The sequence below is a fragment of the Evansella cellulosilytica DSM 2522 genome, assembly GCF_000177235.2.
GTDB lineage: Bacteria > Bacillota > Bacilli > Bacillales > Salisediminibacteriaceae > Evansella > Evansella cellulosilytica.
On sequence record NC_014829.1, the window covers coordinates 641,329 to 655,877 of the forward strand.

At 36.4% G+C, this 14,549-nt stretch carries 12 protein-coding genes; 6 read left to right on the forward strand and 6 right to left on the reverse strand.

The features are described 5' to 3' along the window. Window positions 1–53: 53 nt before the first annotated feature. Complete coding sequence (locus BCELL_RS21445; RefSeq protein WP_013487185.1) at window positions 54–1,787, reverse strand: MEDS domain-containing protein; 1,734 nt, start codon at window positions 1,785–1,787, stop codon at window positions 54–56. A gap of 258 nt (window positions 1,788–2,045) precedes the next feature. Between BCELL_RS21445 and BCELL_RS02975 the strand changes: the two genes are divergently transcribed. Together BCELL_RS02975 and BCELL_RS02980 are read left to right on the forward strand one after the other, a co-directional pair. Next, on the forward strand, window positions 2,046–2,375 hold the full coding sequence (locus tag BCELL_RS02975) for a hypothetical protein (RefSeq protein WP_013487186.1): 330 nt from the start codon (window positions 2,046–2,048) through the stop codon (window positions 2,373–2,375). Between the two features lie 41 nt (window positions 2,376–2,416). After that, on the forward strand, window positions 2,417–3,271 hold the full coding sequence (locus BCELL_RS02980; RefSeq protein WP_013487187.1) for an HAD family hydrolase: 855 nt from the start codon (window positions 2,417–2,419) through the stop codon (window positions 3,269–3,271). A 100-nt stretch (window positions 3,272–3,371) separates the two neighbouring features. On the opposite strand, the gene BCELL_RS21450 is transcribed toward BCELL_RS02980, so the two are convergent. Further along, entirely contained in the window at window positions 3,372–3,902 is a 531-nt protein-coding gene (locus BCELL_RS21450) for a DUF6241 domain-containing protein (RefSeq protein WP_013487188.1), read from the reverse strand. Window positions 3,903–4,207: 305 nt separating this feature from the next. On the opposite strand from BCELL_RS21450, the gene BCELL_RS02990 reads away from it, so the two are divergent. Next, window positions 4,208–5,278, forward strand: a complete 1,071-nt coding sequence (locus tag BCELL_RS02990; RefSeq protein ID WP_013487189.1) for a M42 family metallopeptidase — start codon at window positions 4,208–4,210, stop codon at window positions 5,276–5,278. A 77-nt stretch (window positions 5,279–5,355) separates the two neighbouring features. Here BCELL_RS02990 and BCELL_RS22345 read toward each other — a convergent pair whose 3' ends face one another. Further along, window positions 5,356–5,676, reverse strand: a complete 321-nt coding sequence (locus tag BCELL_RS22345; RefSeq protein ID WP_013487190.1) for a hypothetical protein — start codon at window positions 5,674–5,676, stop codon at window positions 5,356–5,358. A gap of 310 nt (window positions 5,677–5,986) precedes the next feature. After that, window positions 5,987–6,772, reverse strand: coding sequence for a YihY/virulence factor BrkB family protein (locus BCELL_RS03000; RefSeq protein ID WP_013487191.1), 786 nt, complete (start codon window positions 6,770–6,772; stop codon window positions 5,987–5,989). Window positions 6,773–7,101: 329 nt separating this feature from the next. On the opposite strand from BCELL_RS03000, the gene BCELL_RS03005 reads away from it, so the two are divergent. Next, window positions 7,102–8,322, forward strand: coding sequence for an MFS transporter (locus BCELL_RS03005; protein ID WP_013487192.1), 1,221 nt, complete (start codon window positions 7,102–7,104; stop codon window positions 8,320–8,322). A 153-nt stretch (window positions 8,323–8,475) separates the two neighbouring features. Here BCELL_RS03005 and BCELL_RS03010 read toward each other — a convergent pair whose 3' ends face one another. Next, window positions 8,476–9,393: an aldo/keto reductase gene (locus BCELL_RS03010; protein ID WP_013487193.1), complete on the reverse strand. Its 918-nt coding sequence runs from the start codon at window positions 9,391–9,393 to the stop codon at window positions 8,476–8,478. 1,191 nt (window positions 9,394–10,584) lie between these two features. Here BCELL_RS03010 and BCELL_RS03015 point away from each other — a divergent pair. Together BCELL_RS03015 and BCELL_RS03020 are read left to right on the forward strand one after the other, a co-directional pair. Further along, complete coding sequence (locus BCELL_RS03015) at window positions 10,585–11,121, forward strand: CueP family metal-binding protein (protein ID WP_157184160.1); 537 nt, start codon at window positions 10,585–10,587, stop codon at window positions 11,119–11,121. Between the two features lie 319 nt (window positions 11,122–11,440). After that, entirely contained in the window at window positions 11,441–12,232 is a 792-nt protein-coding gene (locus BCELL_RS03020) for an ion transporter (protein WP_157184161.1), read from the forward strand. 288 nt (window positions 12,233–12,520) lie between these two features. Here BCELL_RS03020 and BCELL_RS03025 read toward each other — a convergent pair whose 3' ends face one another. Beyond that, window positions 12,521–14,365 carry an SLC13 family permease gene (locus BCELL_RS03025; RefSeq protein WP_013487196.1) on the reverse strand — a complete coding sequence of 615 codons (1,845 nt, stop codon included), beginning with the start codon at window positions 14,363–14,365 and terminating at the stop codon, window positions 12,521–12,523. Window positions 14,366–14,549 lie beyond the last annotated feature (184 nt).

A 14,549-nucleotide genomic window follows, 5' to 3' on the forward strand; every position in this document is an offset into this window, starting at 1 on the left:
ATATTTTAACATAAACGATAATGGAACTTCTTGAAAGATGCTTACACAGTAAGCTATTGTGATTGTGTTGATAGGCTCTTAACTAATGCAGGTAGTGTGATTGTAAACGTTGTTCCAATGTTGACTTTACTATCAAAATGAATGGTACCACCATGACTTTCAATAATTTGATAGCAAACCATTAACCCAATTCCAGTTCCTTTTTCTTTTGTAGTATAAAAAGGTTCACCAATTTTACTTAATAGCTCTTCTGGGATACCACTTCCGTGATCTATCACTTTCGCTTGAATAATGTTACCTATTCTCTCTACTTTTATTTTAATATTTCCGCCCTCTTGCATCGCCTCTATAGCATTTTTCACTAAATTGATAAACACCTGCTTAATCTTAGTAACCTCACAATTTACGTATAATTCATTACTGCTTACTTCAAGTATCACTTCTATACACTTCATGTTAGATTGAGAGCTCAGTAAAAATTTCACTTCTTCAATAAGATTGACGATATTTTGATCTTGACGCTTCTCAGTATGGGGCTTTGCTAACGTTAGTAATTCACTAGAGATTTGCTCGATTCGTGAAAGCTCATCTTCAATAATTTGAAAATACCTCTCTTTATATTTCTCTGTGTCTCTTAACATTTTGAAAAAACCTTTAATAGCAGTTAGTGGATTTCGTAATTCATGAGCAATACTAGCGGCCAATTCACCAGCAATGTTCATTTTTTCAGATCTAATCATTAAGTTTTCATTTTCCTTTTCTTTCGTAACATCAACAAATGAATGTAGTACTGCAGGTTCACCTTCGAAGGAAATATTGATAGACTTAACGAGGTAATATTTTTTCTTCTCGTTTTTTAATATAAACATTTGTTCTTGTACTTCATGTTGATGTTTAATATTTCTTGCATAATTTTCAAAAAAGGAGGATAAAAGATTTTCCGCCACTACATGTTGATTGTCAATGGAGAACTGTGCTTCTGCTTCTGAGTTATAAAAAATAATATATTTATTATTTCTAATGATGATTGGAATAGGTAATTCGTTTATAACGGTTCGAAGCTTCGATTCGTTTTGCTTAATTACTTCATTATTTAATTTCACTAAATTATTTTCAAAGATTAAATGGGTATTTCTATCTAATAAATCTTTATTTTGTTCTTCCATTCGACGTAATCGGTCCACTTCTTCGACGGAAGCGGTTTTACTATGTTTCCGATTATAAAAAGGAGAAAGGTTGTAATCGTCATCAGTCATAAAATATGTATGTGTTTTTAAAAGAACATTTTGCATAAATGATGGGGTTGTAATGGCGTTATAGGCACAGACAGACTTTGTTTTTCTCTTGCTCGTAAAGTCATCACAATGACACTCATACCCATTTAATTGGTCAAGTATTGCATCTTGGTTGATTATAGGTACTTGTCCCCACGTGCGAATGTTATACCCTTGATCAATAAAGGGTTGTAGTAAATGAATTAATTTTTTTCCAGCTCCGTTAGCATCAAATTGATTCTCATTTATGTAAAATTCATTAGCAAACACCCATTTTATATTTTCTATTTGAGCGTTTGTTAATCCCTTTTTTTCTAATTCCTTTTTTGAGAGGTTAATGGTATTTTTGTATTCAACAATGAGAATAATCTCATTTTCTATAAGTCCTTCATGAATAAAACTAACTAAATTTTGGACATATTTTTTGTATTCATTATACATATATAGAATATGTGCACCACTACTTTTAACAGTTTGACTACTGGTAATTTTATTAATTGGTAGTACTAGCATGTTTTATCTCTCCGTTTCTAGTCGTTGTGATTAACCGACTAATAATATAAACAAAATACTATATATAGTAGAAAAATAACCACATATACAACTTTATCACAGGTAGATGTGTTAAAGGAATCAGAGGTACTGTCGTTATTCTTTCCTTTTTGTCGAAAACGAAATATAAATTATTTATAAATTGGTAATGTTTATTATCATGGTGATGATGTGCATTAGTAATAAATATATGGTACCTTTACTGCTGAGGTGAATGAAGTGAGCTTGATATTATATGATTTGATATTGGTCGTTTTTGGGATGATACTTGGTGTGATGATAAAAGATCCACTAAAGAATATTTTTACGGGAAAATATAAAGAGAATGCGAGACAAAAAAAGCGAGTGAAGCTTTTAGTGAGTATTCGGGGGAGTGAAAAACCATTAACAACGGAGGAATTAGCACAAAATGTTTTCAATAGTAAACTGAAAATAGTGGAAGTACACCAACTTTTACGAGACATAGAGGAAATTGGATTTATTAAAGGAATAACTAGTAAAGATAAAGATACTAGAAAAACAAAGTGGAGATATATTAAAGAAAAGTAGTATATATTATTTTTTGGAATGTATTCATCAGGAGGAATTTCATGGATTTTAAACCAAAAGCAATTTTTTTAGATATGGATGGAACAATACTTAATCATGATAATAAAGTTACTATCCGAACGAAGGAGATCATAGACGAGATTCGTAAGAGTGGGATATATGTTTTTGTTGCAACAGGGCGAGCATTAAATGAAATACCAGGTGTTATTCCTGATGGATTTGAAGTGGACGCTTATATTACCTCTAACGGAATGGCCGGGTATGTTGGTGATGAAGCTGTATTTGAGCATTCTTTATCTCGTGAACTTGTAGAACTGATTATTGAAAAGGCAAGAGAAAACAAGATGTATTATGAGCTCTTCCCATATGAAGCAGATCGTATTACTTTAAAACAAGATAAAGTCTATGTTGTAAATGAGATTAGAGAACCAAAGCCACATAGTGTAGGGATTAATGAATGGTCTTCTCGTAAGCAAGCAGTTAAAAGTGAAATTGCTTGGAAGGATCAAGTTGAAGGGGAGAAGTTCTCTAAATTTTATTTTTTTTCTAGATCAAAAGATCATATTAATCGTTGGAAAGAAGTACTTGAAGAATTAAAAAAGCAGGTGGATTTTAGTACGTCAATTTCCTCTAAACATAACGTAGAGCTTATGGTAGCAAATGTAAATAAGGCAACTGGAATTAAACAAATGCTAAAACACTTTCAATTAACTGAAGAGGATACAATAGCTATGGGTGACAGTAACAATGACCTACCAATGTTCGATTTCGTTAGTTATGCTGTCGCGATGAAAAATGCGCCAAGCGAAATAAAAGAAAAAGCCCAGGACGTAACGCAATTTACTTGTGATGAGGATGGGGTTTATCACTATTTAAAGTCGATGTTAGTGTTATAATGAGCAAGCTCATGCCTGACACACCAGGTTACGTCAGGCATGACTTCAACTTAGGCGTTGTAAATTATACCACGCGTAGTAGCAAGAAGTGCACTTAATACTATTCAAAGTTTTTCTCAATATATTGTCTTTCTTCCTCAGGCGTCAACAGTCTTGTTGCTTCACCAATCGTTCCGTTTTGAAGCCTCCAAATAGTATTATGATCTTCAACAGCCTGGCTAAAGTCACCAACCTGCCAACGAGTTAAAATACTTGTATAAACATCTTCGTGATCATAGTTGTTCGCTTCAATCACCTCTATTATTCTAGTAATTCGTTCGTCGGTAATGAGCATTTTACCCCATTTTTGATCAGCTGCAACCTTTTGATGAGACATCCAATGAATGAAATTTTGCACAGCATGCTCGGGAAGATTTAACGGAAACTCTTCTTCAACCTCTTCCTTAGTAGGAACATTACCTACGATAACTTCTTCCTCTGCGGGTTCAGATATGATGATTTCTTCTACATCCTCATTCTTATCGCTAACATGTACGTCGTTACGATCCTCATTACCTAGAAAACTATAAGCTGCAACGGCTATTAAAACAATCACTAAAAGAACGATGGAAACAACCTGCATTCTATTCATAGTACTCCTCCTATAAAGGCTTTCAATAATGGATTGTGTTTTAATGATTTTATTTACTACAAAAATTTTATGTAGTGGACTACTTGTCTCTATTGTATCAAATATTTGTAAAAAATCCCTTTTATTGTATTAGAAAGAGAGCTAATCATAAATAAAAAAGTGATAATGACAAAAACGCATTGTTGCGTATAAAAAGTTATATTTTAATTGAAAAATATTGAAGTAGTAAGTAAATTCGTTTCGCCTATCTAAATAAAAATTGTATAATAAAGCAAAAGTGATGGTAAGAGAGAGGAGTAAGTGAAGTGCAAAAATTACTAGAGCAGTTAACGGCTTTACATGGGCCATGCGGATACGAGCAACCAGTAAGTGAATGGATAAGAGATACGATACAACCTTTCGTTGACGAGGTGACTATTGATCCATTAGGAAATGTTATTGGTACAAAAAAAGGGAGTAAACCTGGTCCAAAGGTGATCATGACGGCGCATATGGATGAAATTGGTTTTATCGTTAAAAAGATTGAGAAAAATGGGTTGATTCGCTTTGAAAAGCTAGGTGGACATGATGACCGTATTTTACTTACACAAAAAGTACAGGTACGTACAAAATCTAGTTATTTGACTGGAGTGATAGGTAGTATTTCGGCACATTACGCAAAATTTGATGATGCTACTAAGGTTCGCAATCATCGTCAGCTATATATTGATATTGGTGCTAAAAATGTTGAAGACGCCAAAAGGTTAGGCGTTACGGTCGGTGCACCTATTACATGGCTACCGAGTATAGATTACCTTGGAGATGATTCGACTGGTCGTTTCGTGGGGAAAGGATTTGATGATAGAGCAGGCTGTGCGGTCATTATTAAAACATTGCAAGAGCTAGAAGGGAAAAGTTTTTCAGGTGAGGTATCAGCTATATTTACCGTTCAAGAGGAAGTTGGCTTAAGAGGTGCACAGGTTGCAACTCGCCAAGTTGATGCTGATGTTGGGATAGCTATTGACACAACGGCTGTCAGTGACACACCGGAAGAGACGATGGATCAAACGCTAGCACTGGGAGCGGGTACAGGAATTAAAGTGCTTGATATGAGTTTGATTTCTCATCCAACTGTGAAAGAGTATTTAATCGATTTGGCGGAGGAAAAACAAATTCCGTATCAGCTTGAAGTTTTTCCCGGTATTGGAACAGATGGTGGAGCAATGAGTTTAACAAATAGGGGCATTCCAACTGGGGTTTTATCGATACCTTCTAGATACGCTCATTCTCCAGTAGAAGTAATAGACATAAATGACCTTCATGCTACTAAAAATCTATTAAAAGAATTTATTTTATCATTGTCTGAGCAGTCACAGTTTCCGTTTATAAAAAAATAAAAAAAGGAGCAGAAATCTAGGCTTCTGCTCCTAATAGGTAAAAAGGAATGGTTAGAAACATCCTCTAGTCATCACGTTTAGAAGAAAAACGGTCTAGGGCGTACTCCAGGTACTGGTCCTGGATGTCCCCAACCAGGGTGACCGAATCCAGTGCCAGCATGGGGTACTCCATGCTGTGGTGCAAATCCTCCGTGTACACCAGGACCAAATGCTCCAGGTGTTGCAGGAGCACCAAAACCACCAACTGCTCCAGGTGCTGCAGGTGCGCCGAAACCACCAAATCCTCCTGGAGTTGTCATTGCTCCCCCTAAATAACCTAAACCTGCTCCTAAAAGACCTGCACCAAGTGGACTAATTCCAGCACCAGGCACTTGCCTTTGAAATCCAGTTCCATACATATGTCAAAAACTCCTTTCGATGTTCCGATTGGACATAAGTCATCATTTTCTCTACAACATATGTACGAAAGGCTATATTCGGACTAGGCAATGAACCTTGTTCTACTTGATTAGTTTTATGCCTAGGTATAGTCGGTGTCCCATAAGCTAGTAAAAATTCCTGGCAATGGCTACACGCGCGTTAACTATAAGAGCAACGATAATTGTGGGCATTTTAGTGACTGCTGGGTTCCGCACATTGCATATGGGAGACTCAATAGGTAAAAAACCAACCTTTTTGTCTCCCTCTAAGTATATTTGTAGTGCTAGGCTAACCTTTTTCTTTCAGCTCAGCATTTATCTCACCACCGAGAAGGATGATAACTGATGATAAGTGAAACCAAACCATAAGTGCGATAACTGCACCAATTGTGCCATACGTTGCTGTATAGTTTGCGAAATTATCAAGATAAAATGTAAACATGGAAGTTGTTAATAACCAACCGAGCGTTGCAAAAATTGCCCCGATGTACACATCACGCAGCTTTAAGCGAATATTAGGTCCCACTAAATAAAGGAGCATAAAGACAATGAACAACACTAATGAGCTTATTCCCCATCGAAGTAAATTAAATTTAAATATATTAAAGTCAAAGGGAAGTACATCTTTTAGTGTTGCTCCAATAACTTGTAAACCTAACGCAACTAATACGACGGCAAACATTCCTATTGTTAAAAAAATGGAGATGAGCCTACCCTTTAACATTTTTCTTTCTTCTGTTACATGATAAGCCCTATTTAGTAATCTTAATATTGTATTTAATGCTAATGAAGCAGTCCAGATGGTAAAAATAATACTGAAGGATAGTAACCCTGTATTATGCTGTGAAGTAATACGTGTCCATTGACCTTCAATAAATTGAAAAATCTCTGCAGGGACAACATCTTGAATAACGTTAATATCGAATTCTAAAGTAAGAGGCAAAAATGAAAATAACGTTAAAATAAATATAAGAAATGGAAAAATAGAAAGCAATAAATAATAGGAGCACTGTGCAGCCAGTTCAATAAGCCGATGCTCTTTAAATCGTAGATAAAGTGAAATAGCCAATTCCATATGTATTCCTCCATTCCTTTTAATTAGGATAATACATTCTTTCCTTTATATTACCAAATCCTTGTCCTATATAAACATGAATATGGCTACATTATTACATCGTTAGTAAGGCTATTCTTAAAAAAGTTATGTCAGCGTGCACTGAAAAAGGACGATATTGAATTTATGGTCACTGAAAAAGTAACCCTGTACTTCTTCAGTGGCCGCCGTTATTTACCTTTGTCAGTCCTATTTAGTGCATATAGTTCTTTTTTTAGTTATGATTATGGAATACTGCAAACAGTAAATGAACTTATTTTTATATCAAATGTAAAGTGAAGGGTATGCCTATGTCACAAAACACTATCAACAGTTCTTCTGAAAATAGCTACAGACATATAAAAAAATTATTATTGTTGTCTGTTGCTATGGTTTGGACAATGACAACATGGTTTTCTATGACGGCAGTTTTACCTGAGCTTACTGAGCTATGGTCTTTAACGAGCACACAAGGAAGCTTAGTTACGATTATGGTCCAAGCCGGCTTTGTTGTTGGTTCACTCCTTTCTGCCTTTTTGAACTTACCAGACCGCTTAGATTTGTCTCGAATGTTTTTTGGAGCAGCACTAGTAGCAGGGTTTGCTACCATCGCAACAGCATTATTCTCTAGTAGCTATGCGAGCGCCCTTATATTTCGTTTTCTAACAGGTGTTGCGTTAGCGGGAGTATATGGTCCAGGGCTGAAGCTAATGGCGACATGGTTTAAGGTTCGAAGAGGAATGGCTCTAGGATTCGTTGTGGGCGCACTTACACTCGGTTCTGCAAGTCCACATTTATTCAGAGGCTTCTCAGTAGGCTCATGGGAGATTGTGTTAATGGTTTCAGGACTTGCTTCTATATTAGCAGGATTACTCGTTGTTTTTACTGTTAATAACGGTCCATACCCATTGCCCAAAGCGCCGTTTGATCCGGCAGCAATTCCACGAGCGCTTCGTCACACGCCCGTTCGTCTAGCAAACTACGGTTACTTTGGACATATGTGGGAGCTTTACGCAATGTGGGCATGGTTCGGATTATTTTTATTAAATAGCTTGCAAACAAGTGGTGTTGAAAATCCTTCGTCACTTGCTTCGTTTTTAACTTTTATCGTAATTGCTGCAGGTTTTTTCGGTGCATGGTTTGGTGGGATGATTGCTGACAAATTCGGAAGAGAACGCTTAACTCTCTGGTCTCTAGCAACATCAGGGAGTATTGCGCTATTAATAGGCTTTTTTTACGGTAAGTCAATTTGGATCATCGTCATCCTAGGGATCATTTGGGGGATAAGTATTATTGCGGATTCTGCACAGTTCTCTGCGCTCATTACAGAACACGCAGATCAACGTTTTGTAGGATCTGTGCTTACCTTTCAATTAGCAGTTGGATTTGCAATTACGATGATCGTCATATTACTAGTCCCAGTTTTGGAGGCAATAGTAGGCTGGCAGTACGCATTTTTACTTTTAGTCCCTGGCCCAGTGTTAGGTTTTCTTGCTATGCTACGTCTGCACAAGGTTACTTCAAAAGTATAAAGATGCGTGCTGTCTCAGAACAGTAGATAATTCAAGAAAAATTCCTTTTCTGTGAGCTAAAAAAATCCTAAAGTAGTGACTACGGGTGATCCGCTCATTGATTGAGGTTGACTCAAAAGATAAAATCAACTGTTGAGTCAACCATTTTTTATCTTAAGGAAGTACGTTTCCTGCAGCACGATAAATGCTATACCATTCCTCACGAGTCAAGTTTATTTCACTCGCTTTAATACAATCCTTTAGACGCTCCTCGTTCGTCGTTCCAATGACAGGCTGCATTTTTGCAGGATGACGTAATATCCAAGCGATGGCAATTGTTGTATTGCTTACCTCATACTTCACAGCAATCTCATTAATTTTTTGATTCAGCTCCGGGAACTTCTCGTTATTTAAGAACACACCTTCAAAGAAGCCATATTGGAAGGGAGACCATGGTTGAATTGTAATATCGTGTAGTCTGCAATAATCTAATATACTGCCATCACGATTCACTGCTGCATCATTTTCCATATTTACATTAAAGCCACTATCCATCATTGTAGTGTTTGTAATACTCAATTGTAGCTGATTTGCTACGATAGGTTGTTTTACATATTTTTTCAACAGCTCTATTTGCATCGGATTTTGATTTGACACACCGAAATGACGTACTTTTCCAGCACTTTCAAGCTGATCAAACGCTTCAGCAACTTCTTCTGGCTCCACTAAAGTGTCTGGACGGTGAAGAAGAAGAATGTCTAAGTAATCTGTATTAAGGCGTTTTAAAATGCCATCAACAGAGTGTAAGATGTGTTCTTTTGAAAAATCAAACATGCCGTCACGAATACCACATTTTGATTGCAGTATCATTTTTTCACGGACATCGTCGCTCATACTAACAGCATCGGCAAAGATCTCCTCACAGCTACCACCACCATATATATCGGCGTGATCAAAAAAGTTTGCACCATGCTCTATCGCTGTTTGTACAAAGCGTTCTGCCGCAGGTTTTTCAAGTGAATTAATACGCATGCAGCCAACAGAAATAACTGGCACCTCTAACGAACTACTTCCGAGCTTCATCTTTCTCATATGTATCCTCCTTAGAATTGTAATTGAACGCCTAAATTCTCATCCGTATTATAGCAATAATGAAACGGCTTGTCTCGTTATGTAAGATGCATGAATTATTTGAGTATTATTCTCGTGTTACATTGGATTGTATGACGCATCTTATATTGAATATTTAGCGATGTTGTGTATCATAGCGGATGTATGATGCACCTTATTTTAAGATTCTATTTATTTGGCGTGTCATAGCACTCGTATGACGCATTTTATATTGAATCTTTAGCTAAGTCGTGTGTCATAGCGGATGTATGATACACCTTATTTTAAGATTCTATTTATTTGGCGTGTCATAGCACTCGTATGACGCATTTTATATTGTATCTCTAGCGATGTTGTGTGTCATAGCGGATGTATGATGCACCTTATTTTGAAATTCTATCTATTTCACGTTGCATAGTGCTCGTATGATACATCTTGAATGGAATATTTAGCAATGTTGTGTGTCATAGCGGATGTATGATACACCTTATTTTAAGATTCTATTTATTTGGCGTGTCATAGTACTCGTATGACGCATCTTATATTGAATCTTTAGCTAAGTCGTGTGTCATAGCGGATGTATGATACACCATATTTTAAGATTCTATTTATTTGGCGTGTCATAGCACTCGTATGACGCATCTTATATTGTATCTCTAGCGATGTTGTGTGTCATAGCGGATGTATGATGCACCTTATTTTGTATTTTCATGTGTCAATGTCCTCATATGGACCACCTTCGTTTAGCTAGCTAGAATCTTGAGTTCTTTACGTGACAATATTTGATTCGCGCATAAAAAAAGACGCCCAATAGGACGTCTTTTTTGACATATTTGCGGCGAGAGACAACACTCCACATTGTGCTTGCCGATTAAGGCGAGTCAATCTCGTCTTACGCAAATTAGCTCATCGCTAGATTAGTATAACATGTCTTTTTTAGAAAAAAAAGATGTAAAAATTACCACCAGGAAAGTACAGACCAACTTTATCAGTTGCCTCGACATTACCAAACTTTTTTTAGGAAAAACGAGTGATTCTTCATACTTTCTTCATTAAATTGTTGTAAATTGAAAAAAGTAATATGCTTAATAGCATGTATAATAGACATATTCTCTGAACTAAACATTAATAACAGTTTAAAATAGAGGTTAATAGATGATTGGAGGAAAAGTCATGAAAAGGAATTTTTACTTTGTATTTATAGGGATAATTGTGGTTGGATTAGTGTCTTATTTTTCACTTAATAATGGTGAAAGTACTACGGAAGGTGAGGCGTCTAACATAAAGGAGTTAGTTCATGATTACAGCACTGGAAACGTAGGGGGAAATGAGGTAGCATCGATTACTTCTCATGAATTGATCGTAACGGATAGCGATCAAAAAGAAACCATTTATGATCTGCCGGCCGATGAATTTTTTGTTTCGATTGCACCTTATGTTACAGAAACTCACCCATGTGCAATTCACAGCTTAACTGGATGCCAAGGTGAACTTGCAAATGCTGAATTTGACATATACATTGAGGATGAGGAAGGGAACGTTATTTTGGATGAAGCGGTAACTTCTCTTGAAAATGGATTTATTGATCTTTGGCTTCCGAGAGACAAAACGTATCACTCCATCATTACATTTGATGGGAAAACTGTTGAATCTGAATTTTCTACTTTTGAAGGCGATAATACGTGTATTACAACGATGCAATTAATGTAACTAGCGTTAAAAACGCCCTGTTAAAGGGCGTTACTTCTTAGAAAATAAGACTATAAGCCTTAGTCGTTGAAAATTAAACACTCTTTGTAGCGAGGAGATCACCCACAGATCCTTAAGATGAAGACGGCAAAAATTTTGGCTACAAAAAAAGATTTAAAACTAGCTATGCGAATCTAGTTTTAAGTCTTTTTTTATTGAATATGAACTACCAATAATTTCATCAATACTCATATGGTGACATGTAACAAGTTACGCACTATAATAGATCTTTAGGGACATGATCACTTAACACTTTGAAGGAGAAATGTGGGTTGATACAATGGGGGTTTTAGGCACACTTAGAACGAACGTAGGTAAAATGGTAGAACATAAGCACTTCCAAATGTTAATCATCGGTATAATCTTATTAAATGGATTAATTATTATTGTGGAAACTTATGCTAGGGGAAACGATTTACTTCTAATTTTTGATCAAATTATAGTCTGGATTTTTGTACTTGAAATGGTTTTAAAGCTATTTGGACTTGGTACAAAGCGTTATTTCTCGGATGGTTGGAATATTTTCGATTTTAGTATAGTCGTAGCAAGTATTGCGTTTTATGCAACGCCATTCGTAAGTGTGTTGAGACTAATTAGAGTGTTACGTCTAATTAGGATGATTCCGGCAATTCCTGCACTTAGAAAAATCATAGATGCACTTATGAAATCAATTCCTGCTTTAACAGGCGTTTTAGGACTATGTATGCTCATATTTACTATATATGCAATTATCGGGACAACTTTTTTTAGTGATGTATTAGATTACGAGTTCTTCGGAAGCTTTCATACATCCTTATTCACATTAATGCAGGTAGTAACTTTTGAATCATGGGCAAGTCAAGTGGCAAGGCCAATTATTAACGAAGTTCCATGGGCATGGTTTTACTTTGTATCATTCATCATCATTGGAGCACTTGTTATCTTGAACCTTGTGGTTGCGGTAATATTGAACTATTTAGGTCAAGAGGACGAAGAGGTTCGTGAAGAACAAATGGAGCGCCTTTATAAGGAAAACCGTGAGTTAAAAGAAGATATTCAAGAAATTAAGCAAATGCTTTTAAGTAAAAAATAAATATATTCTACGGGACAAGGAGTGAGCTTTATCAGCCCCTTGTCTTTTTTACTGATTAAAAAATGTTGTTGCAGTTGCCCCTTTAGTAGTTGCTGATAGAGAGTTGCTCAAACCACATAGCATAAGAAACATAAAAGCATAAACCGATAAAAAAGGCTATTTTGCTTAAAAAGAGCAAAACTAGCCTTTCAACATTATGGTATACGATCTTCGTGCCAAACTCTCTATGCCTAGGCATGGCAAGAGTGGACGAGAGATTACAACTCAACCATTCTACAATCTATACACTTAAAATGGAAAAAACATTGGAAGCAGTAGTATAGCGACTAATGCAATTAGTATTTGAAGTGGAATACCTACTTTAATAAAGTCAAGGAAGGTATATTTTCCTGCTGCCATAACCATTGCATTTGGTGGTGTCGCAACTGGTGTTGCAAATGCCATGCTTGATGAAAACGCAACTGCCATCACCATAGGTATAGGGCTAACGCCCATTTGCTCCGCAGTTAAGATAGCTACAGGGAATAGCAAAACAGCTGTGGCAGTATTACTAATAAATTGACTGAATAAAGAAGTGATTGCGTATAGTCCAGCTAGTACAGCTAGTGGTCCGATGACACCGAGACTTCCTATGAGCCCTTCTGATATGAAGGTAACTCCACCTGTGTTTTCTAAAGCGGTGGCCATCGGGAGCATACAGGCGATCAAAATAACCGTTTGCCAGTTAATTGATTGATAAGCTTGATCAGTTTGGCGTACACAGTCGGTTAATACCATGAGTACAGCAGCAACAACAATAGCAACAACTGCAGGTACCCATTCAAAAACCATTGCCAGTAACATTCCTAACAAAATAAATCCTGCAATCCAGCTTTTATGCGTTTGATTTGTAAGCTCCGTATCTTCTGCAGCAGACTTTAAAACGACAGTGTCATTTTTTTCGGCAGATAAAAGGTTGATTTCTTTCCAATTACCATGAACAAGGATAGCATCTCCATATAATAACGTTTCTTCATCCGAAAACCTTCTGGCATCTTCAAACTGATGCTTCATTGCCAATACGGTCAATCCATACTTTTCTCTAAAGTTAACTTCTCTTATCGTTTTATTAATTAATCGCGATTGTGGTGTTAGAATAACTTCAGCGAGATGAGATTCTTCAATTTTATGTGTCGCGTTTTTCACAGGAAGTGCACCAGTATCAGACATTAACCTTTCAACCGCTTCTCCTTCTCCATAAACAACAAATATGTCGTCAGCTTCGATGACATAAGTAGGTTCAACGGATATAGGGTGAGCTTGTCTACTTCCTGTAAGGCGTTTGAAAGATTTTGATTCTTTTTTTATTACTTCTAACATCATTAAACTGTAAGTACTTGGTAATCGGAGTTCTTTAATTGATTTACCAATTAACTCATTTCCTTCAGGTATTTTGACTGAAAAAATATGATCTGTAAGACCATATTGATCAACAAGTTCACCAGCATTAAACTTCTCGGACTCTCCTGCTCTTTTATCGATTGGCTTATCGAGCATTTTGCGTCCAACAAACCATAAGTAAATGATACCTACTAAAAGCATGATAAGCCCAATAGGCGTAAATGTGAAAAAGTTAAGCGCACCGTACCCAGCATCCTGTAAACTTTCGCTTGCGATTAAGTTAGGAGCTGTACCGATTAGTGTTAAAGCTCCCCCCATACTACTGGCAAAAGCTAAAGGTATTAATAGCTTACCAGGGTGAAGCTGCATTTGCCTGCACAAGCTAACGACAACTGGAAGAAGAATTGCTACTGTTCCAGTATTACTAATAAATCCACTCAGAACGGCGACTAATATGAGCATAAACACCGTTAATTTCCACTCACTATTTTTCGTCGTTTTAATGAGTAAATTACCAGCCTTTTGTGCTAGTCCACTTTGAAAAACCCCTTCACCAACGATAAATAATGCGGCTACCATAATTACGACAGTATTGGAAAACCCAGCAAATGCTTCTGGAACTGTAATAAGTCCAGTTAGCAGTAAAGAAAGTAGGGCAATTGCTGCAACAAGGTCAGCCCTAAATCGTGGCACTAAAAAGCATATTGTAGTAATTGCTAATATGAGAAAAACTAATTGCATTTCTGAAATCATATCACTTATCCTTTCAATAGCTTATCCTTTTATTTTACACGTCAGCATAGATATTATAAGCATAATGTGGGAAATTTTACATATTAAATTTTTGTTTTAGTGGAAACTAAGAGGATAGAGTTAAAGTTTTTATACCTCCGATGAGGACAAAATAAACCAAATTGGAGAAAAACGATGACATTAC